The organism is Arthrobacter sp. TMS2-4 (assembly GCF_054511075.1).
The window spans coordinates 103,359-130,225 of the sequence record NZ_JBTNDI010000003.1 but is presented as its reverse complement, the minus strand read 5'-3'; the positions used below and the strand labels follow the sequence as shown (position 1 = coordinate 130,225).

The following is a 26,867-nucleotide window of genomic DNA, read 5'->3' as shown; positions in this document are numbered from 1 at the left end:
CGGAAGCCATTGAGGTGGCGATCGGACCCGCCCGGGTCGAGCGAACAACGAAGCACTCGGCAGGACTTTCAGCGGCGTATCGTTAGCGAACTTGCAACAGGCGGGGTCGAATGAACCACCAGGAGAAAACCATGCAGGGCTTGAAAGTACTTTTCATCGGCGGCAGCGGAATCATCAGCGCCTCCTGCACGAAACAGGCAGTCGAGGCAGGGATGGACGTCTATCTACTCAACCGCGGGATCAACACCCTGCGCCAAGTACCCGATGCTGTCACCACCCTGGTCGCGGATTCCCGGGACAAGCAGGCCGTCTCCGATGCCATAACCGGTCACAACTTCGACTGCGTGGTCAGCTGGGTCAACTTCACTCCCGATCAGGTGAAGCAGGACATCGAGATATTTGCCGGACGCACCGGACAATACGTCTTCATCAGCTCGGCATCGGCTTATCAGACACCGCCAACACACCTGCCCATACTGGAATCCACTCCATTGAAGAATCCCTTCTGGGAGTACTCGCGCAACAAAATCGCCTGTGAGGACCTGCTCGTTGCGGCCTACCGCGAAGAGGGATTCCCCGTCACGATCGTCCGTCCCTCTCACACCTACGACGAGACGCTGATCCCGTTCGACGGAGGATGGACAGTTGTTGAACGCATGCGCGCCGGGCGACCCGTCATCGTGCCCGGAGACGGAACATCGTTATGGACGATCACCCACAGCCGCGATTTCGCACAAGGGTTCACAGGTTTGCTCGGAAACACCTCCGCAATCGGTGAAGCCGTGCACATCACCGGTCAGGAGACTCCGTCGTGGAATCAGATCTACGCCCAGGTCGCGGCGGCTGCCGGCGTCCCGGACCCCTTCCTGGTCCATGTCGCCTCAGACTCCATCGCCGCAGCCGACCGTGAATGGGGTGCGGGCCTCTTGGGCGACAAATCGCACACGATGATCTTCGACAACACGAAGATCCGCTCCCTCGTTCCCGGATTCACCGCCAGCATCCCCTTCAGTCAAGGCGCTCGGGAAATGATCGCCTGGCATGACGCGGATCCGTCGCGCCGAACCGTGGACGCCCACATGGACGCCCTGATGGACCGGCTCGCCGAAGCGTACGCACCGCGTCCTCTCTGACACCCCGACCGCGCTCCCCGCCGGATGGCACTTTATTGCGCCACGGTGGGGCTGTACCGGCAAGCGATCCGTTTGCGGACCCTGACGATCAATCGAACCGTACGAAGGCTCTGACTGATCCGCCTTCGAACTCCTCGGTCTGGGTGTAGCCGAGCGCTTCATAGAACGCTTTTTGCTGTGGCTCGTCGTCGGTGATCAAGACTTTCTGGCGCACATGCGGATACTGTTCGAGCGCTCGTTCAGCGAGGGCTCGTCCGATGCCTCTCCTGTGGTGTGACGGCCGTACGAGGATGTCCTGGAGGTAGCAGATCGAGGCACCATCGGAGACGACACGTGCCAGGCCAACCAGCGTTTCGCCATCACGGGCGGCCACGAGGGTCGAGGACCCCTCCAATGCTCGTTGAAGGTTGTCCGGGTCCTTCGTGTAGGCCAACCACTCCACCGCACCGTACAGCGCGAGGACTTCACTGAGCGCTAAGTCCTCGGCATTCACTACACGTATGGTCGTCATGCTTCATCCAAACATGAAGCTCACTCGGCGAGAGCGGGCGAAATGCTCGCTCGCTGGACCATCCGTTTCTGGAGGGTTTTGGAGGGTTCGAGGATAGTCCCGTTGGAATGGGTATCGATGTGCGACCGTAGTCCGTGACCGCCATGTCTCGAGCGTTGCCAGGACTTACCGCGCTGGCGGTGATCCGATCGGACCGCGATAGTAGGGTGCCGATGACGGAGACCCGGAAGGCTGGATGGTGAAGGGAGAGCCGTGATCACTGAGCTGAACAGACTCGTTGAACTGGTCGAGGACAATCTGACCTACGACTTGGACGTCTCCGTTGTTGCGATGAGCCTCGGGACGACGGAGTACCACCTCCGTCGGATGTTTTCCTCGCTGGCCGGTATCCCGTTGTCGGAGTACGTTCGACGCCGCCGCATGACACACGCTGCAGCGGACGTGCTTGGTGACGAAGACCTGCTGAGCATCGCAGTGCGCTACGGCTACGGCTCGACCGAAGCCTTTGGCCGGGCTTTCCGCTCCGTGCACGGCGCAAGGCCCCGCGACGTACGGCGGGACGGCGGCCCCCTTCGCACTCAACCACAGCTCAGGTTCCGCCTGACCGTAGAAGGGAACACCACCATGGACACCCGCATCGCAGAACGCCCGGCTTTCCGCCTCGTCGGCCACGCAGCCCGGGTACCCCTCATCCACCAGGGCATCAACCCGCACATTCAGGCCCACGTCGCGTCCCTACCATCCGAGGAACACGCACGGCTCAAAGGCCTGGGCAACACCGAGCCGGCCGGCCTGCTGCAGGTGAGCGCCGAGGTCGACCCCGATTACTCAGAGGGCAGTGAACTGACCTACCTGCACGGAGTTGCCATCACCGAGCTGATCCGCGCGCCCGAGGAGCTGGACGTCATCGAGGTACCTGCTGGGACGTGGGCGGTGTTCCGGACCGAGGGCGAGTACCCGGCTACCCTGCAGTCCGCCTGGGCGGCTACTGCCACGGACTGGTTCCCCTCCAACCCGTGGCGTCTGCGCCCGGGCCCATCCATCGTCTTGGTCCTCGAACGAGCCGACGATTTCAGCACAGCCACGTGCGAACTGTGGCTCCCTGTAGAACACGCGTAACCGGCCACCGGGTCTGGTCCTCCTCTGGCCAAAGACCGCGACGTCGCCGACACTGAGCTATGAAGACGTCAGCACTGCTCGAGATCGACACCGGTCGTGGGTTGATGCCCGCCTATGTGGCGGTGCCGACGACGGAACCACCATGGCCAGGCGTCGTCGTGATCCACGACTTCACCGGGATGAGCCAGGACCTTCAGGGCCACGCCCGCTGGCTGGCTGGGGAAGGGTTCCTGGCGATCGCACCTGACCTCTACTACTGGGGCAGCAGACTGCGCTGCCTGCGCACGATCATGAGAGCCCTCGGCCCGCGCCGGGGTCGGTCCTTCGACGACATCGAGGCAGCGCGGCAATGGCTCCGAGCTCACGACGGATGCACAGATGTCGTGGGCGTGGTCGGGTTCTGCATGGGAGGCGGGTACGCCATCGCCTTGGCCGAGGGTCACGGTTTCAGTGCTTCGGCCGTCAACTACGGCGGCTGCCCCTCAGATGCAAGGAACTGGTTGACGCAGGCGTGCCCGGTCGTGGGGAGCTTCGGAGGTGCTGACAGGTCCCCACTGGGCGCGCGCGCCGGTCAGCAGCTGGACGAGCTGCTCACCGAGTTCGAGGTGCCCCACGACGTCAAGATCTACCCGGGGGTGGGTCACGGGTTCATGAATGACCACGCACCCGAGGACCAGACCCTGTTCCTGCGTTTCCTCGCCCGCATCTCCGGCACCAAGTACGACGAGGCCGCCACCGCGGATGCCCGCCGGCGCATCATTCGGTTCTTCACCACACACCTGCGCCCAGATACATCCTCCTCAGCATGACCATGAGCAGCGGCTGATCCGGCCGCGACACCATCCTTGAGCAACGGGCCCTGGAACTTCGTGGGACCGGTCACCCGATTCCAGGAACGCAACGATTTCCCGGCCGGGGCGGGCGGTCAACCTCTCTCGGGGCTCCGGCAAGGCTGCTGTCGGCTCGCCGCCGGGACCTCCGCTGACCTGTGGGCGCGTGGGGTTACCGGCCCGGCCCGGCGCCCGGATCGGGGTCACGGCCGGCGCCGGTGTCGGCGTCGGTGCTGGTGCTGGTGTCCGCGGCGTCGAGTGCTTCCTGGCGAGAATCGACGGGGCTCCTCTCGCCCAGGTCAGTCGCGTGCGCGCTGACCCGGGCAAGCTCTGTCTGGCCTACCCCGTCCTGCTGCTCGCCCGCTCCGGGGTCATGCCCTGAACCTTGCCCTGAACCCTGTCCGGAATCGCCTTCGGAAGCGTGTCGGGGACTCTGTTCGGCTGGTTTGCTGGTGGGTGTGTTGCGGGGTCCGTGGCCTTGTTCGTCCATGAGGGTGTGTGTCTCGGCCCGGGCGATGGCCTCCTCGGTGATGTCCTCGTCGCGGTCGGCGTTCCATGCTTTGATGCCCGCCCATGCCACGGCGGTGAGGGGGACGGAGAGGATCGCGCCGATGATCCCGGCCAGGACGGTGCCCGCGGTGAGGGCGACGAGGATGACGAGGGGGTGGACGCTGAGAGTGTGGCCCATCACGACCGGTTGAAGGAAATTGCCTTCGAGCTGGTTGACGAGGATGACGACGCCGAGCACGATCAACGCGGTGACCGGTCCGTTGGTGACCAGGGCGACAAGGGTCGCCAGGGCGCCTGCCAGGGTCGCGCCGACCAGGGGGATGAACGCCCCGATGAACACGATCGCTGCCAGCGGCAAGGCGAGGGGTACCCCGAGGATGACCAGGGCCAGTCCGATGAAGAACGCGTCCACGGCCGCGACGATCGAGGTCCCGCGGACGTATCCGCCGAGCACCGCGACGCTCTGGTCTCCGACTTTCCGGGCTTTGACCAGGCGGGTGCCCTTGAAGGCCCTCAGGATGAAGGCCCAGATCTTCTCGCCGTCCTTGAGGAAGAAGAAGAGGATGACGATCATCAACACAAGCCCGGTGAGGAAGTTCGTCGCGGCGCTCAGTCCTGCCAGGGCGGTGGTGCCGGCGGCGCTGCTGGTGGCGAAGTCCGCCGCCGCGTCGCGGGCCGCCTGGAGTTGCCCGTCATCGACCGGGATGGGCCCGTTCTCCACGAAATCGATGAGTTGATCAACACCCTGAACGGCACTGCTGGTGAGGGTGTCGGTCTGGCCCATGATCGCGAACACGATTCCCGTGAGCAGGCCGCCGATAAGCGCGAGAAGGATGGCGAAGGACGCCGCGGTCGCGAGGGAACTCGACCATCCCCTGCGTCGCAGCCAGGACACGAACGGTCCGATCGCCGAGGCGAGGATCAGGGCCAGCAGGAGCGGGATGATCACCAGGCGTATCTGGATCAGGGCATAGACGACCACCGTGAACAGTGCCAGCAGGAGCAGGACCTGCGTAGCTCTGTGGGCCGCACGGCCGAGCGGTCCGGCCCAGGCATCCTGATGATCGGTACGGCGCGGGAGCGCTCGTGATGAGGCGGAGGAACTCATGAGGTGTGGCCTTTCGATAACCCTGCTGCGTGCGGGTGCTGGAGACGATTCTGCCCGCCATGCGTCGAAACCACGCTGTCGGATGCGGGCGGATACAAGAGAACCCGGACCCCACTGGGGTAGGTGACGCGAGCCGGCCTGCACCAGGAAGGGAAGCGTGCAACACCCTCAGGGCTCGTGGCTCGGACCTCAGGGCTCGGGGGTGACCGTGCATAGACTGGAACGGCCGGTGTACGAGGCCGGTGGTACCACCAATGACGTCAACCGTAGGGAGAACATCATGGGACTGGACGACAAAATCGGCAACACCGCCGACAAGCTTGGCGGTAAGGGTAAGGAAGCCGCCGGAGACGCCACAGGTGACGACAGCCTCAAAGCCGAAGGCAAGGGCGATCAGGCCAAAGGTGATCTGAAGCAGGCCGGCGAGAAGATCAAGGACGCCTTCAAGAAAGACTGACGCTCCTGCAATCCTGCACTGCGCCAGGACTCAGGTAGCGAAGGTGAAGAGAAGAAGGGGAACGCACCTCAACGGTGCGTTCCCCTTCTTCCGTACCCTGTCCGCCCGCCCGCGGTGCCCTCCTGTCACGACATCCGGGAGGGCGCAGGCATGCGGCCGGCGCCGCCGCAAGGACCCGATACACACAATCATGAGAGCCGCTCCCATGGTGCCTCGGTATCGTTGTAGTCATTCATTTTCTGTCGCCGACCAAGGGATGCTGGTTCAACTGATCGCGCGTCATGGGTCGATCGATGACCCCGACCCCGGGTGTACGTCCTGTTCGAGATCTGATGCTGAGGGCACACAACGTGTCTGGCGCCGAAGGCCACGCCGGTGATCGCGGCCGTCCTCACGCTCCTCCTCGGCGTCGTCGTGATCCTGGCGATCATCGCCGCGAACGGGTACTTCGTGGCGCAGGAGTTCGCCTACATGTCGGTGGACCGCACGCGGCTGGCAGCGCGCGCTGAAGCCGGTGACGTGGCCGCGAAACGGGCATTGAAGGTGACACGCCGCACCTCGTTCATGCTCTCCGGGGCCCAGTTGGGCATCACGGTCACCGGTCTGATGATCGGGTATGTCGCCGAGCCGCTGGTCGGGGAATCCCTGGGAGTACTGCTCGGCGGCGCAGGCGTTCCTGCTGCCCTGAGCATCTCGATCGGCACCATCCTGGCACTGGTCCTCGCCACCGTGGTGCAGATGATCTTCGGCGAGCTGTATCCGAAGAACCTCGCGATCGCGAACCCCGAACCACTAGCCCGCGGGCTCGCACGCTCCACCACCATCTACCTCGCCGCCTTCGGCTGGCTGATCACCGTTTTCGACCACGCCGCGAACGCCCTCCTGCGCCTGGTGAAGGTCGAGCCCGTCCACGACGTCGACACCACGGCGACCGCGAAGGATCTCGACCGGATCGTCGCCGACTCCCGGGACAGCGGTGACCTGCCCGAGGACCTGTCGATGCTCATCGACCGCATCCTGGACTTCCCGGACCGCGACATCGACCACGCGATGATTCCCCGATCGCAGGTCGGAACTGTTACCCCTGCTTCCTCGATCGACGAGGTGCGCGCCAGGATGGCCGAGGCGCACACCCGGTACCCGGTGGTCTCCGATAAGGAGGAACCTCTCGGCGTGGTGCACCTGTCGGACCTGCTGCGTCCGGACATCGACGGGGACGCTGCGGTCACCACGATCATGCGTCCGGCCCTGGTTCTGCCTACCCTGATGTCACTGCCCGACGCGCTGGAACGGCTGATGCAGTCCCGTAACCAGCTGGCCTGCGTCATCGATGAATACGGCGGGTTCACCGGTGTCATCACCGTCGAGGACCTCGCAGAAGAACTCCTCGGCGAACTCACCGACGAACATGACGACGACGCAGCACCGTTCATCGAGACAGAGGACAAGACGACGTGGCGTATGAGCGGCAGCATCCACACCGACGAGGTGGAACGGGCCCTGGGTCACAGCCTTCCCGAGGGTGACTACGAAACACTCGCCGGTCTCCTCATCGCCACGCGAGGTGAACTGCCTGCACTCGGTGAAAGCGTGACGGTGGAGCTTCCCGACGACGCACGCGACTACGTCCTGGACGAACCCGTCCGCCGGCTCCTCGACATCACGGTACTCGACATCGACCGCCACGTTCCCAGCATGCTCGACGTCCGGTTGCGCCAGATCACTCTCGACGACACGGACACGCAGGCTGACACGGGCGCCACCCCGGGTGCTACCGCTGGGGCTGAAGCACCTGACCACGGGCAGGCCGCACCACAGCAGGAGGAGACCCGATGACGGACCCGCTGATCGTCACCCTCGCCACGATCCTGCTGATCATCCTCAGCGCGTTCTTCGTGGTCATCGAGTTCGCGCTGCTCGGTGCCCGCAGTCACCGCCTCGAGCCGGAAGCCGCGACCAGTCGTTCCGCCCGCGCCGCGCTGCGTGGCATCAACGAGCTGACCCTCATGCTCGCAGGAGCGCAGCTAGGCATCACCGCATGCACGTTCGCCCTGGGTGCGATCACCAAGCCCGCGGTCGATGCGTGGCTGGGCCCGGTCCTCAGCTCGTGGGGCGTGCCCGGCGGTATTGCCGGTGGAGCAGCGTTCGCGTTGTCGCTGCTGTTCGTCACCTTCCTGCACCTCGTCGTCGGGGAGATGGCACCGAAGTCCTGGGCCATCGCGCATCCCGAGCGGTCGGCGAAGCTCATCGGCATCCCGTCGAGGATCTTCATCTGGCCTATCCGTCCCCTTCTGAAATGGGTGAATGCCGTGGCAAACCGGCTGGTTGCCGCCAGCGGTGTCACCCCGGTGGAGCGAGCCGCTGTCGGCGGCCAGGATGCCGACACCATCCGCCATCTCGTGGAACACTCCGCGTCCGTCGGTGCTCTCGATGCCTCTTTCCAGCCCCAGCTTTCCGGGGTCCTGCACCTCGAGAATCTGACCGTCAGGGACCTGGTCTCCCCCGGCCTACCGACCTCCGTACCATCCACCGCGACGATCGCCGACGTTCAAGCCATGGCCGCACGCTCCCAGCACCTGCGGATCTTGGTGGGCGGGACGACGACAGAGGGCCCCGGAGTGGTCCACGTGCGCGACACGCTCCTCGAACCCGTCGACCGACCGGTCAGCGACCTCGCCCGACCCGCTTTCCAACTCGAGGCCACCACCCCGGTGTACGAAGCCCTCACCCAACTGCGGGGGGCAAGGAAGCAGCTCGCCGTCGTCATGGAGGACGAGCGCCTCATCGGAGTGATCACCCTGTCCGACGTCCTCGGGCACGTCCTGCCCTCATCAGCAACCCCGGCCGTCGAGAAGGGCTCACGTCGGACCCCGCCGTCGACATGACGACCGAGCTTCCGTTTTCCGGCCACGCGAAGCATGCTGAGGTACTGGCAAGGGAGAGGGAAGCGACGTGGAACAGTACGACAGTGGAGGCGCGCCAGACGCGGCAGACGCGGTCGATCGGATCAGGGCCTATGCTCGGGGCATCTTCAAGGCAACGGCGGCGGCGTATTCGCTGATGGATCCCGAGTACGTGATCCTCGACGTTAACCCCGCGTTCGTCGAGCTCGTGGGCATCTCCGCTACTGATCTCGTCGGACGCCAGGCATTCGAGGTGTTCACCGAGAGCCCGTCACAGGCGGAGCAGGAACCGGCCCGGGTCATGCGCGAATCGCTCGAACGCGTCAAGAAGACCGGGCAGCGGGACAGCCTGCTCCTGCACCGTTTCGACATCCCTGATCCTGCCCACCCCGGCGCGTTCCTGGAGCGGTACTGGAGCCCGGTCAACAGCCCCGTCCTGGACGACGAGGGTCACGTGGTCGCTCTCTTGCAGGAGGTGCACGACGTCACCGAGCACCGCGAGGATCTCGTCCGTCTTCTGGCCTACCTCAGCGCTGATCCGGATGCGTCCGACGCGGACCGGAAACAGCGCTTCACCGAGTACTCGGCGGCGACCATGGTGACGTCCGGTCTCTATCGCTCCGCGCGCAGAGAGGTGGAGCAACTGCAGGAAGCCATGAGTTCCCGGGCCGGCATCGAGCAGGCCAAGGGCATTCTCATGGCTCAGCACCACTGCACCAGCGCAGAGGCTTTCCTCCGGCTGCAGAAAATGTCCAACGACACCCACGTCAAGCTGAAGGACGTAGCAAACGCCATCATCTACCAGGTGACGACACTGCGCCGCGGCGGATAGCCACCACGCATCTCCCGCAGCGTGTCCGCAGGCAGACCCGGCTCCCCTGCAGGCAAGGGCACTGACCCCTGCAAGTCCCCACCGACATCCCACCCGCTGTCAGTCCGGGACTGTCCGAAAAACGGTCTCGCTAGATTCGCGGGGCGTCGTAGGAGCAGGCCGCCCTGGGGTGTTGGGGCAGGTCGTCGATCAGTTCGTTCAGGGCCATGGCGATGAGGTCCCGGTCCATGGCTGGTAGGTGATACATGCCGTGCAGGTACGCGTCGAGCTCGAACTCCTGCAGGTTGCCAGTCATGCCGAAGTAATTCCACCAGATGGCTTCCGTGGTGATGTCCGCGTCGCGTGCTGCAAGGAGGATGCTGAGTCGCTGGGTTTCTTCATTCATGGGGATGCCCGCCTAGGCGCCTATAACCGGGAAATGAACTATGTCCATGTCCCTGAGGAGAACACCTCTGGGGAACCGGAAGAGCCCCAGCAGACACTGCTGACTTCTTCAGGGTAGCCCTCGCTCCGGGGCGTCGTCGCTCGGGGATGCGTCACACGATGGTGGAGCTGACCTTCTTGCTTTCCGGCCGTGGCGCGAATCCCAGACCGAAGAAGGTCCACAAGGTCCCGGCGGCGGCTGGCCGAGCACGCGCAATTCAGGAGACGACGTTCGACCTAGTCGGGAAGGTAGGGCTGGAATCGTTCGAGGGCGCCGTCATGGACCGGTACGAGGAGTTCGGTGCTTTCAGTTGCGGTGCTCGCGGTGATGGTCGTGTTGGCTCCGGGCGCGTCGCCGACCGAGTCGAAGATGTGCTCGTTGTCCTCCAGTCGGTATTCCTCACCCGCAGGGACGGCGACGATGATCTCGTCGTCGTCGTCGCTGATTGTCACGTCAACGGATTCGTCCGACTCGTTCTCCAGTGTGCCCAGAAGCCGTCCGGGCTCGTCCTCGGCGGATGCGACGAGAAGGATGCTCAGGAGGTCTATGTCCCCGACTGCCCCGTTCTCACCGACAGCGCTGACGTCCTGGTCCACGGTGTCGGGCGATGAGCAGGAGGTGATGGCGAGACACGTCATGGTGGCGGCTGCGGCCACAGTGCTGATCCGTCTGGTCAAGGGACGCAGTGTATGGCGACGGTCGTGCGGTGCTTTCGGAGTCGGTGTCACGGCATTCCTTCTGGCTGTAGGACTGGTGGGTACAGGGATGTCGGAGACTGAAACGGGGCCTTTCGACGCCTGTGTGGTGGTGGACTATTCGGGCCTCAAGGCCCCGTTTCGTCGCATTCCTGTCGGGGTGCGGCCGGCCTCGGGTCGGCCGCACGTGGTTGGGCGGTACTAGGGAAGGTCCTCGACGTCGTCGGCGACGACGACGAGTTCCTGCTCGTATTCCACGACGTAGGTGGACTCGTCGTCGTCGAAGGTGAATCCTTCTTCTTCCAGGTCGGTGAGGATGAAGTTCCGTACCGTGCCTGTCACCTGGACGTTGTCGCCTTCTTCGACTTCCTCACCCAGTCCGGTGCCGACGATGAGGGTTTCGTCTTCTCCGACGCTGAAGACATTGGGGCCGACCACTTCCTGAACTTCGGTCTGCAGGGTGACGGTCTCGCCGAGGATGGCTGCTTCGGCGGTGGGGCCCGCCTCTTCGGCTTCCTGAACGACGGTCTCCTCGGCGCAGCCGACGAAACTCACGGCGGCGAAGGGCAGGAGCGCGGCGAGAGCGAATTTCCGGGCGAACAGAATCTGCTTCTGGGTGGTCATGATGTCTCCTTCAAACGGGCGAGCGGTGACGCGGCCGCCTTCCCGCTGTGGTTGCGTATGGCTATGTACGTCTCTTCGACCGTAAGGACCCTTACCGTTCCGGGTCCACCGCCGTTACGTGCCCGACACCGCGCTGTGACCTCCCCACGGGCGCAGCGTTACCTTCGCGACAGATCGTGACCTGCCCGCGACCTTCGGGTCCAGTGTCTTGACTTTCAGGCGTTCCGGGTGGGCCGGGGTTGTGGCAGCCGTATACCGCGTGGTCCTGCCGAGCGTCGCTGGAGCGTGCATGTCGGATGTGGTTGACCGGTGGGTGCGGTCATCGACAGGGTGGATGGACACCTTCACACCAATCGAGGACGCGGCTGCAGGAACAGAGGTGCAGTCGCGTCCTCAGGATCGAGGAACATCATGCGTCTGGACAACAGCAGGCTGACTCGCACGATCACTACCGGGGTCGTGCTCTCTGCCGCTCTCTGGGGCATCAGTGGATGCTCGAGTCCCGAGGACGAACTGCCGGCGATCGTCGAGACGACGCCGGAGGCCGGGGTAGCGGAGGAGGACTCGGGTGCCGAGGATTCTTTCGCTGATTACACGGGAGTGTATGACCGCGAGTTCTACGATGACGTGGAGTTCTACGTGGGTGAGGAAGTCACCGTGGCCGCCATTGTCGGTGAGGTCATTTCACCGAACGTCTTCACCATCGTCGATGCAGTCGACAGCGACCAGGAAGCCGAGGACGTCGTCGACATCGACGAGGTGGTCATCGAGCCGCTGCTGATCGTCCACGAGCAGGAGATTCCCGGGCTCACACCAGGTCAACCCGTCGGGGTCGTCGGAGTTGTCCGCGAGGAGTTCCGTGTCGAAGCGATCGAGGGGGATCTGGCAGTCGAACTGGACGAGGACGACTTCGCCCAACGTGAGGAAAAGGCTTACATCGAAGTCACCGAGGCCGCACCAATGGTCGCCGGAAGCTGACAAACGAATGAACCCAGCAGGGGTCCGGTGTCCGACTAATCGGCGTCCTTCTGTCAGCGTTCTGTTGGCTGCTCGGCCGGGTGCGAACCCTGCCCGGGTTTTTCGTTCCACGCCTTGATCGCAGCCCATACCACTGCGCAGGCGGGGACGGCGAGGACGGCTCCGATGACGCCGGCGAGGATCGCTCCCGCGCCGAGGGCGAGGAGGATCACGACGGGGTGGAGTTTGACCGCTTTGCCCATGATCAGCGGCTGCAGAAGATTTCCTTCGGTTTGCTGCACGATGACGACGGCGATCGCCAGGGCGATGGCCGGACCTGTGCCGCTGGTGATGTAGGCGACGAGCACGGCGAAGATCCCGGTGATCGTTGCGCCGATCACGGGCACGAACCCGCCGAGGAAGATGATCATGGTCAGCGGCAGGGCGAACGGGACGCCGAGGAAGAACATTGCGAGGCCGATACCCATGGCGTCGATGAGGGCGATGGTCGTGGTTCCGCGCAGATAGCCGCCCATGGTGACGATCGCCTGCTCGCCTGCGTATGTGGCCCTTTGGAGTGTCCTCCCGTTCAGCGGCCGGGTGAGGAAGATCCACATGTTCCTGCCGTCCTTGAGGAAGAAGAACAGGACGACGATTGACAGCAGGACAGCGGTGAAGGCATTGGCCAGGAGGGACAGGGCAACCACGGCGTCGCTGAAGGAGAGGCCTCCGAAGAAAGATTCCAGGGCGGATTCCCGTGCCTGGCGTAGTTCTTCCTCCGTGAACGGCAGGGCGGTCGCTGCGAGCCGGCGTTCGATCCGGTCGAAGCCCAGGTCCGAGTTGAACGAAATCTGACTCCACTGGGACGTGATCGAATGGACGACCGCCCACCCCACCCCGCCGACGGCGGTAATTCCTGCCAGCAGGGAAAGCCACACGGCCGCCAGGGTCGGGACGCCGCGACGATGCAGGATATCGACCAGGGGGTGGATGGCCGATGCCAGGAGAAGGGCGATCAGGACAGGGACGACGATGAGTTGCAGGCGTACCAGGACGGACCCGACAGCAAGGACGGCGACGCCGACGAGGATAACGAGCAACAAGGTCACCAACGCCCGGCCGGAGGCCGACGCCCATACACTGCTCTGACCACTCGGACTGCTATGGCTGCTATGGCTGCTCATTGCATTGCTCGCATCGCTCGGTTCGACAGGTGCCGCAGTGCGTCGTTCACAACCGCGGGGTGGGTTTGATTGACGCTGTGTCCTGCATCGGGGACGACGACCAACTCCGCAGTGGCGCCGATTCTTCGGGTCAGGAGTTCGCTGCGCCGCACGGGAATGGTCCTGTCAGTGGTTCCGCTGACGACGAGCACAGGAACTCGTCGAAGCAGCTCGAGTGATTCGGTGCGGTCGTAGGTCAACAGCGATCGGTAAGCGGACGCGATGACAGCGGCCGACGTGTGAGCCCACAAAGCCTGTTTCGCTCGCAGAAGTGTCTCCGTTGGAGAGGAGCGGCCGAACATCGTGTAGCGGAGGTACCAGCGGCCCGGCAAAGTCTCGGGAAGCTTCAGGGCATCCAGAGCGGGCGCACACAGAGCCAGGAACTGCAGAAGACCGTGCGCGGCGCGGCTCCTCACCAGGATGCGCGCTACCGGGCTGGGTGCCGCGACTTCCGGGATCCTCGTCGCGGCCGTGCTGATCAGAGCAATGCCTGCGATCTTCGGCCCGAGGAGTTCCGGGGCTTGACCCACGAGGGCAAGACCCACCATCCCGCCGAGCGAATGCGTGACCAGGACGATGCGCTCATCCTGGGCGGTCGTCTTCTCGATGACATGGTTCAGGTCTTGGGCGAGCCTTGAAACGGAGATTCTTCCCGGATCACCGCATGCACTTTTCCCATGACCGCGCTGGTCGTAGAAGACCATGTTCACGTGGCCTCGGAAGGCCTCGAGCTGCTCCCGGAACTCCTGTGAGCTGGAGGCGACGCCATGGACGAACACGTAGGTCGGGGCGCCAGCCCCCACACGGTCCTTCCGTACGTAGAGGCTGACCCCGTCGTCGCACACCACCTCTACCACTCGGGAGGCCGGTGACTGGTCCGTCATGAGGTGGCCTGAAGGTCGAAGAAGACAAGCTGAGGTGGTGCGCTGACGCGCATGGGTAGGTTGCTGAAGCCGATGCCGCACGTGACGAAGAGGGTGTTGCCCTGTTGGCCGTAGTCCTGCGGTGCGAAGCCGTCTGCCACCATCGTCTCATCAGTGGTCCAGGCGAGCCACGACCAATCAGGCGTGCCCGGAACTGCGATCTGCCCGCAGTGGGTGTGTCCGGCGACGGCAAGAGGGGCTGTGCCTGAGGGAAGTGACGGAAATGTTGTGGGGTTGTGCATCATCACGACTCGTGGCGCGGTCTCGGGCACTCCTTCGAGGGACTGCTGCACGTCCGCCAGCCCGTTGTAGGCCGGGGCGACACCGACGATCCGCAGATCAGTACTGCTGCTCGGCAACGGTAGCGCGGCGGACTCGTTCTGCAGCACGTTCACGTCCCGCGACTTCAGCTCATCGATCAACGCCTCCGATTCACCGCTGAGGTAGTCGTGGTTCCCCAGCACCGCGAAGACCGGGATGCCGGCCTCACGAACCGGCTCCAACAAGTCCGATACCGTCTCCGGCGTCCTCGGATCTTCCCCGTACACGAAATCACCGGCGATCAGCAGCGCAGCCGGATCCTCCTCCACCACCCGGTCCACGATGCGTTCGATCATGTCGATGTTGGCGAACCACATACCCACCTGCAGGTCGGCGATGACCGCGATCTCGGTCCCATCCGCCTCCGAGGTCAGGCCCGGCACCATGGCTTCATGGCGCTGTTCATCGAGCATCACCCGAGGCTCCACCAGCACGCCGTATGCCACCAACAGTGCCACCAGCACCGTCCCGATCGTCACGATCGACTTCACCAAGCGCTTCATAGGTCTCCTCACTCCTTCGGACACCGTCAGTTCACTCGAACACAAGCTATGGAAGCCCGGGCAGAACTCCCAGAATCAGGCGCCTCGCCCGAAAGTGAGTGCCTGAAACAGGCCGACCGGCACAGACCTGCGGCGTGAACAAACCCCCCAAGCATGGCAGGCACGAACAACACCCGGCCCGAATTCAACACGATTGCGAAAGTTGCCCTGCCCTGCTCGGCCTGCGTACGGTTTATCAGACTTGCGGCTGAGCGCTGTTGGAGATGCAAGGATGCGGGCTGCCGCGATCTGACGCCGATGAGGAACAGGACACGAACTGTGGGCAACGATCTGGATCTCGATTTCGGCAACACGGAGCTGGTGCTCCACAACCGGTACGAAACCCTCTCGATCGTGAACGACGTCCTGATCGCTTTGTGGTTCATCGCCGGCAGCATCCTCTTCTTCAACGAGAGCACCACGACTGCAGGAACCTGGTTGTTCCTCGCCGGGTCCATCGAACTCCTCATACGCCCCGTCATACGCCTCAGCAGGAACATCCACATCACCTCAGTGTCGAGAAGGACGGACACCGGCAACTACTGACAACGACGTACTGCATGTCACCACGACTGGGCGGATGGTCCCAGGCTTCATCAGTCCTTCAACCTCGTCGGACTCGAGCTCCTCGTAGCAACCGACATCATCCGAACGGTAGCCGTCACCTCGACCTCCACCTCGGTCGGCGTTCTGGCCCTGATCGTCCTCATCCGGACGTTCCTCAGCTTCTCCCCGGAACTCGAGATCACCGGTAGATGGCCCTGGCAGAAGGAACCATCGTCCAGTTCCACCAATAGTCGCTGACGCAGCAATAGAAGGAGACCTTACGATGGCTTCGAACACCCCACCGCAAGACGGCTCGGCGCGAGATCCGGCGGGCGCTGCGGAACAGGATCCTGCTGATCAGCATTCTGGTGATGGGTCCGAGGGTCAGCAGAAACTCTCTCTTGTCGGATCGGTCGCCCTCGGCACGGGCGTCATGATCGGGGCAGGGATCTTCGCCCTCGTCGGTCAGGTCGCCGAACTCGCCGGCGGCTGGGTCCCCCTGGCATTCCTGGCCGGCGCCGTCGTCGTCGCCTTCAGCTCCTACTCCTACATCCGCTACTCAGCCGCGAATCCCTCGTCCGGCGGGATCGCGATGCTGCTCAAAGCCGCCTACGGCCCCGGTGTGATCGCCGGCTCGTTCTCCCTCTTCATGTATGTATCGATGATCCTCGCCGAGAGCCTGCTGGGTCGAACCTTCGGCACCTACCTCCTGCGTCCCTTCGGCATGCAGGACTCAGCACTGTGGGTACCGGTCCTGGCGGTCCTTGCAATCGCCGCTGCCGCGTTGGTGAATCTGGTCGGTAACCAGTGGGTGGAACGCTCGGCAACAGTCACCGCAGCCCTGAAGATCATCGGCATCGCGGTCCTCGCCATCGGCGGGATCCTCGCCTCCGGGCTCTCCTCCCTCGGCAGGCTCTTCACCACCACCGGCCGGACACCGCCGGACTCCGGATGGCTGGGCTTCCTGGCCGGCGTCACCTTGTGCATCCTCGCCTACAAAGGCTTCACCACGATCACCAATCAGGGCGCCGACCTGAAGAATCCCCAACGCAACATCGGGCGGTCCATCATGATCGCCATCAGCCTCTGCACCGTCCTCTACCTCCTGATCACCGTCGCCGTCACCGGGAGCCTCACAGTCCCCGAGATCGTCGCCGCCCGCGACTACGCCCTGGCCGAAGCAGCCGAGCCCGCCTTCGGGGCCTGGGGCGTGAGACTGACTGTCATCATCGCGATCATCGCCACCCTGTCCGGGCTGATCGCAAGCCTGTTCTCCGTGTCCAAGCTCTACGACATGCTCCACGACATGGGCCAGGCACCCGGTCTCCCCCGGCACACCACGCACCAGTCACTGCTCATCACGGCAGGCCTCGCCATCCTCATGGCGGCCTTCTTCGACCTCTCCCAGATCGCTTCCCTCGGAGCGATCCTCTACCTCACCATGGACATCGCCATCCACTGGGGCATCATCCGACACCTCGGACACGACATCCAGGTGAAACCATGGATCCCCGCGATCGCCATCATCCTGGACCTCGCTGTCCTCATCCCCTTCCTGTTCCTCAAGGTCCAATCGGACCCGCTCACCCTGATCATCACCGCAGCGACCGTCATCATCCTCGTCACCACCCAGTGGTTCATGGTCCACCTCCGCGAAGACTCGAAGAACACCTAGGGCAACCAAGCAGCCACCTCCACCTAATCCAGGGAACATCCCATCCGAAGGACAGCATGCTTACGAATCCTTCGGTGTCGGCTCCTCGAGATGGTTCGCGGGCTGACCGGGATTGCTGGAAACCACCACTGGAGGAAACCCATGACGGAGATTGTCGCGCACCACGGATTGTTCAAGGACACGAACCTGCACGTCGATGACACGGGCGGGTCCGGCCGACCGGTGGTCCTGCTCCATGGGTGGCCGCTGTCCGGTGAGGCCTTCGCGCATCAGGTGCCGGCCCTGCAGGCGGCCGGTTACCGGGTCATCACCTACGACCGGCGCGGTTTCGGTCGCAGCGACAAACCCAAGACCGGGTACACCTACGACACCCTGACCGAGGACCTCCACGCCCTGCTCGAGCAGCTGGACCTCACCGACGTGACCCTGGTCGGGTTCTCCATGGGCGGCGGCGAAGTGGCCCGCTACTTCAGCACGTACACGCCGGAGCGGATCCGCAGCGTCGTGTTCGCCTCCGCCGTCCCGCCCTACATGCTCCAGGGCGACGACAACCCGGACGGCCCTCTCACCAAGGACGCCGCCGCCGGCATGACCGCCGACCTCACCAAGGATGAAGAGTCCTTCTACGACGGGTTTACCACCGAGTTCTTCTCCGCGCACGGGAACCTGAAGGTCACCGAGGACCAGCGCCAGGAAGCCCTGGCACTCTGCCGGCAGGCCGACAAGAAAGCAGCCCTGGCGTGCATGGCCGCATTCGGCTCCACCGACTTCCGCGACGACCTGCCCAAGATCACCGTCCCAGCCCTGGTCCTGCACGGAGACGCCGACGCGACCGTCCCCTTCGAAGGCTCAGGCCGGCGCACCCACGCGGCCCTGCCCGGTAGCGACCTCCACGTGATCGCCGGCGGCCCGCACGGCTGCAACGTCAGCCACGCCGACGAATGGAACCAGGCCCTCATCACCTTCCTCGCCGGATAAGCACGACACCGGCCCGAAGGCACTCCCTGACCCTGGGACACCGTCCGACCTAAGATATCGCCTACCCGGCATACTGTCCCTACCTGCGCCGTGCCAACGGTGTGGGTTTGATCGCCCCATCGAAAGGAACACCCTGTCATGGCTGATCTGTCCGCTATCGCTCTCGTCTGCACGCTCACCCCATCGCCGGACCCGTCCAGCACCGAGCTCATGGCCCAGCACATCCTCGACGAGTTCAAGGGCCACGGAGTGCGCACCTCCTCGCTGCGGGTCGTGGACTACGACGTCAAACGCGGCGTGAAGACCGACATGGGCAACGGAGACCAGTGGCCAACCATCCGGGAGCAGATCCTCGCCGCGGACATCCTGGTCCTGGCCACCCCGATCTGGATGGGACACCCCTGCAGCGTCGCCCAGCAAGTGCTCGAACGCCTGGACGCTGAACTGTCCGAAACCGATGATGAAGGCCGGCCCAGCATGTACGGGAAAGTCGCGACCGTGGCCGTCGTCGGCAACGAGGACGGCGCCCACAAGACCATCGCCGACATGATGCAGGGACTCAACGACATCGGCTTCACCCTCCCCGCGCAGGGCGGCACCTACTGGGTCGGCGAAGCCATGCAGACCGTCGACTTCAAAGACCTCGCCCAGGTCCCCGATCCCGTCGCATCCACCAACTCCGGTCTCGCCCGCAATGCCACCCACCTCGCCGCCTACCTCACCCGTGAGCAATACCCCGCCGGCTGACCCCGCGACGCCGCACATATACCCCGCACCCCGGGGCCATCGTCGCTATCGAGCCGGCCAGTAATGCACGTCCAGGCACTGTCCGATCCTGTGACGGGAGAGATCATCGATCGGAAGGACCTTGCCGAACGGCTGCTCGCCCAGGCCAGGGAGCAGGGCGTGAGCCTTGTCGAGCCGGACGAACCACGCCCTGTGCCGGTGGAGTCGGGGGCAAGCACTCAGACCGGTTGGTGGCGGTTGCCGCCGCGTTGCGCGGCGGCGCCGGCGAGGACGACGATCAGGATGCCGGCGAACTGGACGGCTGTGGGTTGTTGGTGCAGGATCAGCAGGCCAAGGAGGACGCCGAGGGCGGGTTCGAGGGCCATCAGGGTCCCGAATGCGGTCGGCGTCATCCGGCGCAGGGCGAGCATCTCGAGCGCGAACGGGAGGACGGGCAGCAGGATGGCCAGCCCGGCCGCGGCGGCGAGGGTTCCGGGAGTCATATGCCCTGCGGCTTGCGGTATCCCGATGACGGCGGCGGTCATGGCCGCAATGGGAACGGTGAGGGAGAGTGTCCCGATGCCGGTGTAGCGGTCACCGATCCGTTGGGTGAGGACGATGTAGAAGGCCCAGGCGAGGGCCGCGAGGCCGGCGAATCCGACACCGACGGCGTTGAAATCGCTGTGCCAGGGCTCGGTGAGCAGAATGACGCCGCCCAGCGCGACGACGGGCCAGATGAGCGCCCGGGCACTGTGGCTGCGGATGGCCGCGACGGTTAGTGGGCCCAGGAACTCGATGGCGACGGCCGTGCCGAGGGGGATGTGCTCGATCGCGGCGAGGAACGCAATGGACATCAGACCGGTTGCGATACCCAGGGCCAGCAGGGTTGGCACGTCCTGACGGCGAATAGTACGCAGCGGTGGGCGGACCAGGGCCAGGAGGATGAGGGCACCCAGACTCAGTCGCAACCAGCCTGTACCGGCCGGGCCTACGGCTGCGATCATGTCCATCGACAGGGCGGAACCGAGCTGGATCGAGAGCATTGCTCCCACGGCCAGGCTCCACGCCGGCACCGGAGCCCCTGACCCACGGACCCCACTGGGTAGCCGGTACGAGATGCGCCCGGTCATATCCGTTCGTCCTCCGTGGACCGGCCGTGCCGTATCAGGCGACGGACGATGCGTACATCAGGACCCAGGCGCAGCAGGTGGGTGGCGAGGTCGTCAGTTGCCGTGTGAAGGGCCTCATCGCTCATGGGTTCGAGCGCGTCGAGGATGAACAGGGCGGTCACGGTGTCGTCGGTCAGCTGGGTGCGGCGTCCCTGGCGCCAGTTCCAGCGCCTGCACGTCACCCCCGCGTCGTCGCACCAGATGACCTCACCCGTCTCGGGGTGTTCGATCGTGGGGATACCGCCGGCGACGGTGTCGAAGGGCTCGGTGCCGGTGGCGCGGGCCAGGCGAGGTGCGCCGGTGTAACCGGTGAGGTCCTCCCCGCCCAGCGGAACCTGGTGGAGCACCGAGACGGCGTTGTAGAGGTCGGTGAGACGGTTGACCCGGGGCAGACCGGACCCGGCGCGGCGCAGCAGTGCCTCCAGACTGTTGCGGGTGCGCTGCGGCTTCGCGCCGAAGGACCTGTACGCCGCACGCCAGGCAGCCACATGCGGCAGGTCCTCGACAGAGTGGGTGCTCAGTGCCTCACGTGCAGAGGCTTCCGCGGCCTGGAGCAGCGCTTCACCGGCCTGATCGCTCGGGCCAGGAACGAGCCCGTCGACGGCGAGCAGGGCTGCCCGATAGTCAGGCCGCAACGAGAACACCGCAGCGTCGACCACGGCATCATCAACGAACTCCTGGAGAACGCTCACATCAGTCATCGGGCCACCTCCGGCCGGTGCCCGGACCCAACGCCGGGCTCGAAGACTGCCAGAGAGAATCGCGCCGGTTCGTTGCCCGGGTTGGCATAAGAGTGGGAGACGTCGCCGGGGAACGTGAGAGAGTCCCCGACCTCGAGGACCACGGACTGTTCTCCGATCACCACCGTGACAGTGCCTTGCTGCACCTGCAGCAGTTCCTTCGTGCCGGGTGAGTGAGCCTCGCTTTCGTGCCGATCCCCGGGGATCAGGCTCCAGTCCCAGAACTCCACCACGTCCGGCGATTCGGTACCCGCCACCAGCACCCCGCGGCCACCGAACTCCCCGCTCCACAGCACGGCGCCCTCACCACTCCGAACAACCTTCACCGGCTTCGGCTCGGGCGACTCCACCAACGCCGGCAACCCGACTCCGAGCGAATCACTGAGCCTCAACAGGGTTCCTACGCTGGGGTTGGCGGCACCCTGCTCAACATTGACCACCATTCGCCGGCTTACCCCGGCGGCCTCCGCCAGCTGATCGAGCGTCCACCCCCGCGACTGCCGCTCCTGCCGCACCCGCCCACCAATTGCTGCTGCCAGAGCAGAAGTATCTGTATCCATAAGTGCAGCATACTGCACTTAGAGTGCACTAGCTTGGGGTGATCTTGACGCTACGAGGCCAACCTCGTGCTGAGGTTCCGGTCCGACCCGGAGGATCCGCTACTGCGCTCAGGGGCGTCGATCTCCGCCCACAGGGCATCGAGGGAAAGACCAAGGACGCCGGCGACCGCAGCGATCGTCGGGAATGCCGGAGTCGCCACCCGCCCGGTCTCGATCTTTCGAAGGGTTTCCGGCGATACACCTGCCGCCAGGGCGACATGAAGAATCGACCGATCCGCCCTGGCACGCCGCAGGAGGGCACCCAGCCGCTCGCCACGTGCGATGTCGGCAGGAGTATGGGGCAGTCTGACCATAATCCAATTATAATACCGGGATAGTCTTACCGGGATAATAATTGGACGACGAGCGAGGCATACCCATGATCGAGATTCTGACGCCCGCCGAAGTCTCTCGAGCGAGAGACACGGGAACACTCGTGGCAAACATCCTCCAGGCGGTGAAAACCCGCTGCACCGTGGGAACGAACCTGCTGGACCTCGACCGGTGGACCCGGGACATGATCATCGAGGCCGGAGCGCAGTCCTGCTACGTCGATTACGCACCGCCGTTCGGTCGCGGACCGTTCGGACACTACATCTGCACGTCGGTGAACGACGCCGTTCTCCATGGACGACCCTATGACCACGCTCTCGCTGAGGGTGACCTGCTGACACTGGATCTCGCCGTCTCACTGCGCGGGATTGCCGCAGACGCCGCCATCAGCTTCATCGTGGGCACCTCCGCCCCGACAGAGAGCCTCGCACTGATCGACGCAACCGAACGCGCGCTGGCTGCCGGCATCATGGCCGCGAGACCGGGAAGCCATACGGGCGACATATCCCACGCCATCGGCTCAGTCCTCAGCGCGGCGGGCTATTCTATCAACACCGAATTCGGCGGGCACGGAATCGGATCGACCATGCATCAGGACCCCCACATCACGAACACCGGCCGACCCGGCCGTGGCTTCAAGCTGCGCCCCGGGCTCCTCCTCGCGCTCGAGCCCTGGGTCATGGTCGACACCGACAAATTGGTCACCGACGCTGACGGGTGGACACTCCGTAGTGCAACCGGATGCCGAACAGCACACAGTGAGCACACCATCGCGATCACCCCCGACGGAGCAGACATCCTCACCCTTCCCTCACGACACTGAACGGCCACAGCTACATCCAGCAGGTCGGCAGATCTCGCTCGCACCGCTAGTCGATGGCCTCGCTGACCTCGGCGAGCAGTGACTCCATCCGAGCCTCGGCGGTCGCCGCGTCGCCGTCCATGATCGCCGACGCCACCTGCTCGTGCGTCTGCAGCGCGTGTTCCTTCGGATGGTGCGGCATGAGGCCCTGTCGCGTCCTGCCCGAGAGGACCTCGGCGATCACCTCCCGCAGGGCGACGAACATCTCGTTGCCGCTTGCCTCGAGGACGAGCGTGTGGAACGCGATGTCCACCGCCAGAAACTCCTCGAGCGACCCCGCCTCGCCCAACCGCCGCAGGTCCGCCCCGAGCGCCGCGATCCGCTGGCGTTGCTCGCCGGAGGCATGCTGGGCCGCGAGCGCAGCCGCGACCGGCTCGACGGCGCGGCGCAGGTGCGTGAGGGAACGGAACTGGTCCGCCCGCCCGGGCCCGTGGAGCCGCCATCTGATGACCCGGGGGTCGTAGACGTTCCACCGCTCGTGCCCCTGGACCACGAGCCCGATACGGCGCTTGGGCACGATCAGGTTCATCGACTCCAGCACGCGCATGCAGTCCCGCACCACGGTGCGTGAGACCCCGAACTGCTGCTGCAGTCCCTCGATCGTCAGGCGCGTCCCCTCGGGCAGCACGCCGTCCGCGATGTCCTGTCCCAACGCGTCGATGATCCGCGTGTGGAACACCACGGCTGCTCCCTCGGGTGATCCCGCAGGTACTGTCTGCGACGTCATCGTCCTCTCCTCCCTGCGCCGGCGGCCACCCGACCGACCCCTAACGATAGAGCGATTCAGCAGATCCAGAAAGGTACTACCTTTGATTCGAAAGGTGTTACCTTTATTCGGATCGTGATCCGTTCCACAGCACCGACAAGGGAGTCAGCATGGATGTACAACCACACCATGTGGTCGTCATGGGTATTTCCGGGTCCGGGAAGACCACCATCGCCACCCGGCTCACCGAACGGCTGGGCTGGGTCTTCGCCGAGGCGGATGACTTCCACCCCGCTGCGAACATCGCCAAAATGACCGCCGGATCGGCGCTCACCGACCAGGACCGCTGGCCCTGGCTGGAATCGATGCGCGACTGGATGACCCTCCAGTCCCAGGCCGGCCGCAGTACCGTCGTCACCTGCTCCGCCCTGAAGCGTTCCTACCGGGACCTCCTCACCGGAGCAGAGGGCCAGGTGCGGTTCGTGCACCTGCTCGGCGACGCCGACCTCATCCTCGAACGCATGAAGACCCGCAGTGGCCACTTCATGCCGGAGTCGCTCCTGCCCTCGCAGCTCAGCACGCTCGAGCCCCTGGAGCCCGACGAACTGGGCATCAGGATCCAGAACACCGGCACGCCCGACCAGGTCACGACCGAGGTCATCGACCAGCTCGGCCTGCCCAGCAACTGACCCCCACCCCCCGATCCGCACCACTTTCAACGGAGAAAACATGCCCATCGAAGGATGGACCCAGAGCCTCACCGCCGGTCCGCTCCTCCTGATCGCCGCAGCCGCGATCCTCGCGCTGCTGTTCCTGATCATCAAGCTCCGCATCCACGCGTTCGTCGCACTGATCCTCGTCAGCCTCCTCACCGCCTTCGCCACCGGGATCCCCACGTCGCAGATCGTGCCCGTGATGGTCAGCAGCTTCGGGTCGACGCTCGGCGCCGTGGCGCTGCTCGTGGGTCTCGGCGCGATGCTCGGCCGCCTGGTCGAGACCAGCGGCGGCGCGAAGGTGCTCGCCGACTACCTCATCCGGGTCTTCGGCGAGCACCGGGCACCCCTCGCGCTCGGCGTCGCCTCGCTGATCTTCGGCTTCCCCATCTTCTTCGACGCCGGCCTCGTGGTCATGCTGCCCATCGTCTTCTCCGTCGCCCGCCGCCTCGGCGGCGGTGTGCTGCGCTACGGCCTCCCCGCCGCGGGTGCCTTCTCCGTCATGCACATCTTCGTCCCGCCGCACCCGGGACCCGTCGCCGCCTCCGAGTTCTTCGGCGCGAACGTCGGCCTCGTCATCATGATCGGCCTCCTCGCCGCGATCCCCACCTGGTACGTGACCTCCTACCTGTACGGGCTTTGGGCCGGCAAGAAGTACGTCCTGCCCGTCCCCGAGCTGCTCGGTACGGCCGACGCGCACGCCGAGGCGAACCCGCCGAAGTTCGGCACCGTCGTCGGGATCCTGCTGCTACCCCTGGCGCTCATCTTCCTCAACACCGGCCTGAACACCCTGGCCCGCTCGGGTGCCGTGGACGAGAGCGTGACCGAGCAGGGATGGTTCCAGTTCCTGCGGACCCTCGGGGAGACCCCGGTCGCCCTGCTGATCACCCTCCTCGTGGCGTCCTACGTGCTCGGCCGCCGTCGGGGCGTCGACAAGACCGCGCTCGAGAGCACGCTGGAATCGGCACTCGGCCCGGTCTGCTCCGTCATCCTCATCACCGGTGCCGGCGGCATGTTCGGCGGTGTCCTCCGGGCCAGCGGCATCGGCGACGCACTCGCCGACGTCCTCGGCGATCTCGGCATCCCGATCATCCTCGCGGGCTTCCTGATCGCCGCGATCCTGCGCATCGCCCAGGGCTCGGCGACCGTGGCACTGACCACCGCCGCGGGCCTCATCTCCCCCGCGATCCTGGCCGGTGACTACAACGGGCTGCAGCTGGCAGCCCTCGTGGTGGCCGTCGCCGGCGGTTCCGTGGTGGCGAGCCATGTCAACGACTCCGGGTTCTGGCTCGTGGGCCGTTTCTTCAACATGGACGTCAAGACCACCCTGAAGACGTGGACCGTCATGGAGACGACGATCGGCGTCATGGGCTTCGCCATCGCCGCTTCCGTCTTCGCGCTCGCCTCGGCGGCCTGACGAACCACAACATCACCGAGAAAGGCCCGCCCCGCACTCGTGCGGGGCGGGCCTTTCCATGTGCTTCGGCGCTTCGGTGCGCAGCTATGGAGGGGTCAGCGCCGCTTTCCGCGGGATCCGGCGGGGCGCGCCGGCTTCCGGGGCTGCGGCTTCCTGACCCCCTTCTGCTCCTTGGGGCTACCACCAGCAGCGGCCTTCTTCGCGGCCGCCTTCTGGGACGCGGTCCTCTTCGGGGCCTCGCGCTGCGAGGGCTGCCGTGAGCTCTGGGCCGTACGTCCGCGCACGATGCCGATGAACTCCTCGACGTCGTCGGACTCGTCCTCCACACGCCAGGCGATCCCGATGGTCGTCGCGGGAAGCCCCGGGACGGGGCGGTGGACGGCGTCCTTGCGGGCGTACAGGCGGGCGAGGGACATCGGCAGGACGACGACGCCGGCGCCGCTCGCGGCGACCTCCACGGCCGCCTTGGGGCCGCCGCACTCGTCGATGTCGAGCAGGGACTCCCCCTCGAGTTCCCCGAGCGGCACGTCGTCGTACAGTGACAGTTCGTTGTCGCGCGACATGACCGCGACGGGCTGCTCCTCGTAGAGCGGGATCAGGTGGATCCCGGCGCGCTCCACCGGCAGGCGGACGAAGACGACGTCGTCGGAGGCCTCCAGCAACGCCGTCAGGGCGTCGTCGTGCTGGTGGAGTTCGAGGTTCACCCCGGGATGCCGTTCCCGCCACCGGGCCACCCACTTCCCCGGCGTCACACCCGGCACGAAGCCGACGGACAGGGTTCGGGGCTGGTCTGCGGGCATCTGATCACAGTAGCGCCTACCGGCCACGGGCGAAGCGGACGGTTAAGCTGGGACCATGACTCCCGCGAAGAACCCCCAGACCCTGAAGCCCGCCACGGCGGCCAAGAAACTGGGAATCTACCTGCCCGCCGCCCCCTCCGACTTCCAGGAGACCGAACTGACGCGCGCGGAGTTCAACGAACTGCAGCAGACCCCACCGGAATGGCTCGCCGAACTGCGCCGCACGGGCCCGCACCCGCGTCCCGTCGTCGCGCAGAAGCTCGGCATCTCTAACGGCGGGCTGGCCCGCGGAGGCCTCACGGATCCCCTGACGAGCGAGCAGATCACCGCCCTGCTGCAGGACCCGCCCGCCTGGCTGGTCGCGGAGCGGGCCACGCAGGCGGCCGTCCGCGCCGAGGCGGCGCGCGTGAAGGAACGCGATGCCGCGCGCAAGGCGTCCGACGCCTGAGTACCGCCTCGGGGAGGGTCCCGTCCACCCCACGAAGCATCGT

At 65.2% G+C, this 26,867-nt stretch carries 30 protein-coding genes and 1 pseudogene; 17 read left to right on the top strand and 14 right to left on the bottom strand.

Annotated elements, in window-relative coordinates; all coding sequences use genetic code 11:
• The first annotated feature begins 110 nt into the window (after positions 1–110).
• Positions 111–1,133, top strand: a complete 1,023-nt coding sequence (locus tag ACX80F_RS06115) for an NAD-dependent epimerase/dehydratase family protein (protein ID WP_459335496.1) — start codon at positions 111–113, stop codon at positions 1,131–1,133.
• Between the two features lie 88 nt (positions 1,134–1,221).
• Here ACX80F_RS06115 and ACX80F_RS06110 read toward each other — a convergent pair whose 3' ends face one another.
• Complete coding sequence (locus ACX80F_RS06110; protein WP_459335495.1) at positions 1,222–1,644, bottom strand: GNAT family N-acetyltransferase; 423 nt, start codon at positions 1,642–1,644, stop codon at positions 1,222–1,224.
• Positions 1,645–1,896: 252 nt separating this feature from the next.
• Here ACX80F_RS06110 and ACX80F_RS06105 point away from each other — a divergent pair, with 252 nt between their 5' ends.
• Entirely contained in the window at positions 1,897–2,763 is an 867-nt protein-coding gene (locus ACX80F_RS06105) for an AraC family transcriptional regulator (protein ID WP_459335494.1), read from the top strand.
• Between the two features lie 59 nt (positions 2,764–2,822).
• A complete protein-coding gene (locus tag ACX80F_RS06100; RefSeq protein ID WP_459335493.1) occupies positions 2,823–3,572 on the top strand; it encodes a dienelactone hydrolase family protein in 750 nt (249 codons plus the stop codon).
• Between the two features lie 193 nt (positions 3,573–3,765).
• On the opposite strand, the gene ACX80F_RS06095 is transcribed toward ACX80F_RS06100, so the two are convergent.
• Positions 3,766–5,211: an AI-2E family transporter gene (locus ACX80F_RS06095; protein ID WP_459335492.1), complete on the bottom strand. Its 1,446-nt coding sequence runs from the start codon at positions 5,209–5,211 to the stop codon at positions 3,766–3,768.
• Positions 5,212–5,491: 280 nt separating this feature from the next.
• Between ACX80F_RS06095 and ACX80F_RS06090 the strand changes: the two genes are divergently transcribed.
• From ACX80F_RS06090 to ACX80F_RS06075, 4 genes are all read left to right on the top strand, one after another.
• Entirely contained in the window at positions 5,492–5,668 is a 177-nt protein-coding gene (locus tag ACX80F_RS06090; protein WP_459335491.1) for a CsbD family protein, read from the top strand.
• 375 nt (positions 5,669–6,043) lie between these two features.
• The gene (locus ACX80F_RS06085; protein WP_459335490.1) at positions 6,044–7,504 is read left to right on the top strand and encodes a hemolysin family protein; all 1,461 of its coding nucleotides are present in this window, start codon (positions 6,044–6,046) and stop codon (positions 7,502–7,504) included.
• Positions 7,501–8,553: a CNNM domain-containing protein gene (locus ACX80F_RS06080; protein WP_459335489.1), complete on the top strand. Its 1,053-nt coding sequence runs from the start codon at positions 7,501–7,503 to the stop codon at positions 8,551–8,553. Before ACX80F_RS06085 ends, ACX80F_RS06080 begins: the two co-directional genes overlap by 4 nt.
• A 67-nt stretch (positions 8,554–8,620) precedes the next feature.
• Positions 8,621–9,403 carry an ANTAR domain-containing response regulator gene (locus tag ACX80F_RS06075; RefSeq protein WP_459335488.1) on the top strand — a complete coding sequence of 261 codons (783 nt, stop codon included), beginning with the start codon at positions 8,621–8,623 and terminating at the stop codon, positions 9,401–9,403.
• A gap of 130 nt (positions 9,404–9,533) precedes the next feature.
• Here the strand turns inward: ACX80F_RS06075 and ACX80F_RS06070 are convergent, their stop codons facing one another.
• The 3 genes from ACX80F_RS06070 to ACX80F_RS06060 form a co-directional block, all read right to left on the bottom strand.
• A complete protein-coding gene (locus tag ACX80F_RS06070) occupies positions 9,534–9,788 on the bottom strand; it encodes a hypothetical protein (RefSeq protein WP_459335487.1) in 255 nt (84 codons plus the stop codon).
• Positions 9,789–10,063: 275 nt separating this feature from the next.
• On the bottom strand, positions 10,064–10,504 hold the full coding sequence (locus tag ACX80F_RS06065) for a hypothetical protein (RefSeq protein WP_459335486.1): 441 nt from the start codon (positions 10,502–10,504) through the stop codon (positions 10,064–10,066).
• 219 nt (positions 10,505–10,723) lie between these two features.
• Complete coding sequence (locus tag ACX80F_RS06060; protein WP_459335485.1) at positions 10,724–11,146, bottom strand: hypothetical protein; 423 nt, start codon at positions 11,144–11,146, stop codon at positions 10,724–10,726.
• A gap of 411 nt (positions 11,147–11,557) precedes the next feature.
• Between ACX80F_RS06060 and ACX80F_RS06055 the strand changes: the two genes are divergently transcribed.
• The gene (locus ACX80F_RS06055; RefSeq protein WP_459335484.1) at positions 11,558–12,124 is read left to right on the top strand and encodes a hypothetical protein; all 567 of its coding nucleotides are present in this window, start codon (positions 11,558–11,560) and stop codon (positions 12,122–12,124) included.
• A 53-nt stretch (positions 12,125–12,177) separates the two neighbouring features.
• Here ACX80F_RS06055 and ACX80F_RS06050 read toward each other — a convergent pair whose 3' ends face one another.
• The 3 genes from ACX80F_RS06050 to ACX80F_RS06040 all read right to left on the bottom strand — a co-directional run bounded on the left by ACX80F_RS06050 (position 12,178) and on the right by ACX80F_RS06040 (position 15,073).
• Entirely contained in the window at positions 12,178–13,203 is a 1,026-nt protein-coding gene (locus ACX80F_RS06050) for an AI-2E family transporter (protein WP_459335483.1), read from the bottom strand.
• A gap of 80 nt (positions 13,204–13,283) precedes the next feature.
• Positions 13,284–14,210: an alpha/beta fold hydrolase gene (locus ACX80F_RS06045; protein WP_459335482.1), complete on the bottom strand. Its 927-nt coding sequence runs from the start codon at positions 14,208–14,210 to the stop codon at positions 13,284–13,286.
• Positions 14,207–15,073 (bottom strand): metallophosphoesterase, encoded by an 867-nt coding sequence (locus ACX80F_RS06040; RefSeq protein WP_459335481.1) that lies wholly within the window; start codon positions 15,071–15,073, stop codon positions 14,207–14,209. Before ACX80F_RS06040 ends, ACX80F_RS06045 begins: the two co-directional genes overlap by 4 nt.
• A gap of 318 nt (positions 15,074–15,391) precedes the next feature.
• Between ACX80F_RS06040 and ACX80F_RS06035 the strand changes: the two genes are divergently transcribed.
• From ACX80F_RS06035 to ACX80F_RS06015, 5 genes and pseudogenes are all read left to right on the top strand, one after another.
• Positions 15,392–15,658 (top strand): YrhK family protein, encoded by a 267-nt coding sequence (locus tag ACX80F_RS06035; protein ID WP_459335480.1) that lies wholly within the window; start codon positions 15,392–15,394, stop codon positions 15,656–15,658.
• A gap of 63 nt (positions 15,659–15,721) precedes the next feature.
• A pseudogene (locus tag ACX80F_RS06030) lies at positions 15,722–15,916 on the top strand (DUF1622 domain-containing protein); the annotation flags it as partial.
• Between the two features lie 175 nt (positions 15,917–16,091).
• Positions 16,092–17,333 carry an APC family permease gene (locus ACX80F_RS06025; protein ID WP_459335656.1) on the top strand — a complete coding sequence of 414 codons (1,242 nt, stop codon included), beginning with the start codon at positions 16,092–16,094 and terminating at the stop codon, positions 17,331–17,333.
• 141 nt (positions 17,334–17,474) lie between these two features.
• A complete protein-coding gene (locus ACX80F_RS06020) occupies positions 17,475–18,311 on the top strand; it encodes an alpha/beta fold hydrolase (RefSeq protein ID WP_459335479.1) in 837 nt (278 codons plus the stop codon).
• A gap of 138 nt (positions 18,312–18,449) precedes the next feature.
• Entirely contained in the window at positions 18,450–19,058 is a 609-nt protein-coding gene (locus tag ACX80F_RS06015; RefSeq protein WP_459335478.1) for a flavodoxin family protein, read from the top strand.
• A gap of 218 nt (positions 19,059–19,276) precedes the next feature.
• On the opposite strand, the gene ACX80F_RS06010 is transcribed toward ACX80F_RS06015, so the two are convergent.
• From ACX80F_RS06010 to ACX80F_RS05995, 4 genes are all read right to left on the bottom strand, one after another.
• Complete coding sequence (locus ACX80F_RS06010; RefSeq protein ID WP_459335477.1) at positions 19,277–20,080, bottom strand: EamA family transporter; 804 nt, start codon at positions 20,078–20,080, stop codon at positions 19,277–19,279.
• Positions 20,081–20,163: 83 nt separating this feature from the next.
• Complete coding sequence (locus ACX80F_RS06005; RefSeq protein ID WP_459335476.1) at positions 20,164–20,907, bottom strand: B3/B4 domain-containing protein; 744 nt, start codon at positions 20,905–20,907, stop codon at positions 20,164–20,166.
• The gene (locus ACX80F_RS06000) at positions 20,904–21,506 is read right to left on the bottom strand and encodes a helix-turn-helix domain-containing protein (RefSeq protein ID WP_459335475.1); all 603 of its coding nucleotides are present in this window, start codon (positions 21,504–21,506) and stop codon (positions 20,904–20,906) included. The genes ACX80F_RS06005 and ACX80F_RS06000 overlap by 4 nt, the downstream gene beginning before the upstream one ends.
• 50 nt (positions 21,507–21,556) lie before the next feature.
• Positions 21,557–21,859: a helix-turn-helix domain-containing protein gene (locus ACX80F_RS05995; RefSeq protein ID WP_459335474.1), complete on the bottom strand. Its 303-nt coding sequence runs from the start codon at positions 21,857–21,859 to the stop codon at positions 21,557–21,559.
• A 65-nt stretch (positions 21,860–21,924) separates the two neighbouring features.
• Between ACX80F_RS05995 and map the strand changes: the two genes are divergently transcribed.
• Complete coding sequence (map, locus tag ACX80F_RS05990) at positions 21,925–22,701, top strand: type I methionyl aminopeptidase (protein ID WP_459335473.1); 777 nt, start codon at positions 21,925–21,927, stop codon at positions 22,699–22,701.
• A gap of 46 nt (positions 22,702–22,747) precedes the next feature.
• Here the strand turns inward: map and ACX80F_RS05985 are convergent, their stop codons facing one another.
• Complete coding sequence (locus ACX80F_RS05985) at positions 22,748–23,467, bottom strand: FadR/GntR family transcriptional regulator (protein ID WP_459335472.1); 720 nt, start codon at positions 23,465–23,467, stop codon at positions 22,748–22,750.
• Between the two features lie 149 nt (positions 23,468–23,616).
• Here ACX80F_RS05985 and ACX80F_RS05980 point away from each other — a divergent pair, with 149 nt between their 5' ends.
• Together ACX80F_RS05980 and ACX80F_RS05975 are read left to right on the top strand one after the other, a co-directional pair.
• Positions 23,617–24,135, top strand: a complete 519-nt coding sequence (locus ACX80F_RS05980; RefSeq protein WP_459335471.1) for a gluconokinase — start codon at positions 23,617–23,619, stop codon at positions 24,133–24,135.
• Positions 24,136–24,175: 40 nt separating this feature from the next.
• Positions 24,176–25,576, top strand: a complete 1,401-nt coding sequence (locus ACX80F_RS05975; protein WP_459335470.1) for a GntP family permease — start codon at positions 24,176–24,178, stop codon at positions 25,574–25,576.
• A 95-nt stretch (positions 25,577–25,671) separates the two neighbouring features.
• Here the strand turns inward: ACX80F_RS05975 and ACX80F_RS05970 are convergent, their stop codons facing one another.
• A complete protein-coding gene (locus tag ACX80F_RS05970; protein ID WP_459335469.1) occupies positions 25,672–26,376 on the bottom strand; it encodes a LysR substrate-binding domain-containing protein in 705 nt (234 codons plus the stop codon).
• Positions 26,377–26,431: 55 nt separating this feature from the next.
• Between ACX80F_RS05970 and ACX80F_RS05965 the strand changes: the two genes are divergently transcribed.
• Positions 26,432–26,824: a DUF5997 family protein gene (locus ACX80F_RS05965; RefSeq protein WP_459335468.1), complete on the top strand. Its 393-nt coding sequence runs from the start codon at positions 26,432–26,434 to the stop codon at positions 26,822–26,824.
• The last annotated feature ends 43 nt before the right edge of the window (positions 26,825–26,867 follow it).

Coding starts and splice junctions, on each gene's coding strand:
- ACX80F_RS06095 (WP_459335492.1), bottom strand. CDS start 5,211: ATGAGTTCCTCCGCCTCATCACGAGCGCTCCCGCGCCGTACCGATCAT.
- ACX80F_RS06080 (WP_459335489.1), top strand. CDS start 7,501: ATGACGGACCCGCTGATCGTCACCCTCGCCACGATCCTGCTGATCATC.
- ACX80F_RS05985 (WP_459335472.1), bottom strand. CDS start 23,467: ATGACGTCGCAGACAGTACCTGCGGGATCACCCGAGGGAGCAGCCGTG.
- ACX80F_RS06010 (WP_459335477.1), bottom strand. CDS start 20,080: ATGCTCTCGATCCAGCTCGGTTCCGCCCTGTCGATGGACATGATCGCA.
- ACX80F_RS06045 (WP_459335482.1), bottom strand. CDS start 14,210: ATGACGGACCAGTCACCGGCCTCCCGAGTGGTAGAGGTGGTGTGCGAC.
- ACX80F_RS06060 (WP_459335485.1), bottom strand. CDS start 11,146: ATGACCACCCAGAAGCAGATTCTGTTCGCCCGGAAATTCGCTCTCGCC.
- ACX80F_RS06100 (WP_459335493.1), top strand. CDS start 2,823: ATGAAGACGTCAGCACTGCTCGAGATCGACACCGGTCGTGGGTTGATG.
- ACX80F_RS06025 (WP_459335656.1), top strand. CDS start 16,092: ATGATCGGGGCAGGGATCTTCGCCCTCGTCGGTCAGGTCGCCGAACTC.
- map (WP_459335473.1), top strand. CDS start 21,925: ATGATCGAGATTCTGACGCCCGCCGAAGTCTCTCGAGCGAGAGACACG.
- ACX80F_RS05995 (WP_459335474.1), bottom strand. CDS start 21,859: ATGGTCAGACTGCCCCATACTCCTGCCGACATCGCACGTGGCGAGCGG.
- ACX80F_RS06055 (WP_459335484.1), top strand. CDS start 11,558: ATGCGTCTGGACAACAGCAGGCTGACTCGCACGATCACTACCGGGGTC.
- ACX80F_RS05970 (WP_459335469.1), bottom strand. CDS start 26,376: ATGCCCGCAGACCAGCCCCGAACCCTGTCCGTCGGCTTCGTGCCGGGT.
- ACX80F_RS05975 (WP_459335470.1), top strand. CDS start 24,176: ATGCCCATCGAAGGATGGACCCAGAGCCTCACCGCCGGTCCGCTCCTC.
- ACX80F_RS06090 (WP_459335491.1), top strand. CDS start 5,492: ATGGGACTGGACGACAAAATCGGCAACACCGCCGACAAGCTTGGCGGT.
- ACX80F_RS05965 (WP_459335468.1), top strand. CDS start 26,432: ATGACTCCCGCGAAGAACCCCCAGACCCTGAAGCCCGCCACGGCGGCC.
- ACX80F_RS06020 (WP_459335479.1), top strand. CDS start 17,475: ATGACGGAGATTGTCGCGCACCACGGATTGTTCAAGGACACGAACCTG.
- ACX80F_RS06040 (WP_459335481.1), bottom strand. CDS start 15,073: ATGAAGCGCTTGGTGAAGTCGATCGTGACGATCGGGACGGTGCTGGTG.
- ACX80F_RS06110 (WP_459335495.1), bottom strand. CDS start 1,644: ATGACGACCATACGTGTAGTGAATGCCGAGGACTTAGCGCTCAGTGAA.
- ACX80F_RS06015 (WP_459335478.1), top strand. CDS start 18,450: ATGGCTGATCTGTCCGCTATCGCTCTCGTCTGCACGCTCACCCCATCG.
- ACX80F_RS06005 (WP_459335476.1), bottom strand. CDS start 20,907: ATGACTGATGTGAGCGTTCTCCAGGAGTTCGTTGATGATGCCGTGGTC.
- ACX80F_RS05980 (WP_459335471.1), top strand. CDS start 23,617: ATGGATGTACAACCACACCATGTGGTCGTCATGGGTATTTCCGGGTCC.
- ACX80F_RS06000 (WP_459335475.1), bottom strand. CDS start 21,506: ATGGATACAGATACTTCTGCTCTGGCAGCAGCAATTGGTGGGCGGGTG.
- ACX80F_RS06115 (WP_459335496.1), top strand. CDS start 111: ATGAACCACCAGGAGAAAACCATGCAGGGCTTGAAAGTACTTTTCATC.
- ACX80F_RS06070 (WP_459335487.1), bottom strand. CDS start 9,788: ATGAATGAAGAAACCCAGCGACTCAGCATCCTCCTTGCAGCACGCGAC.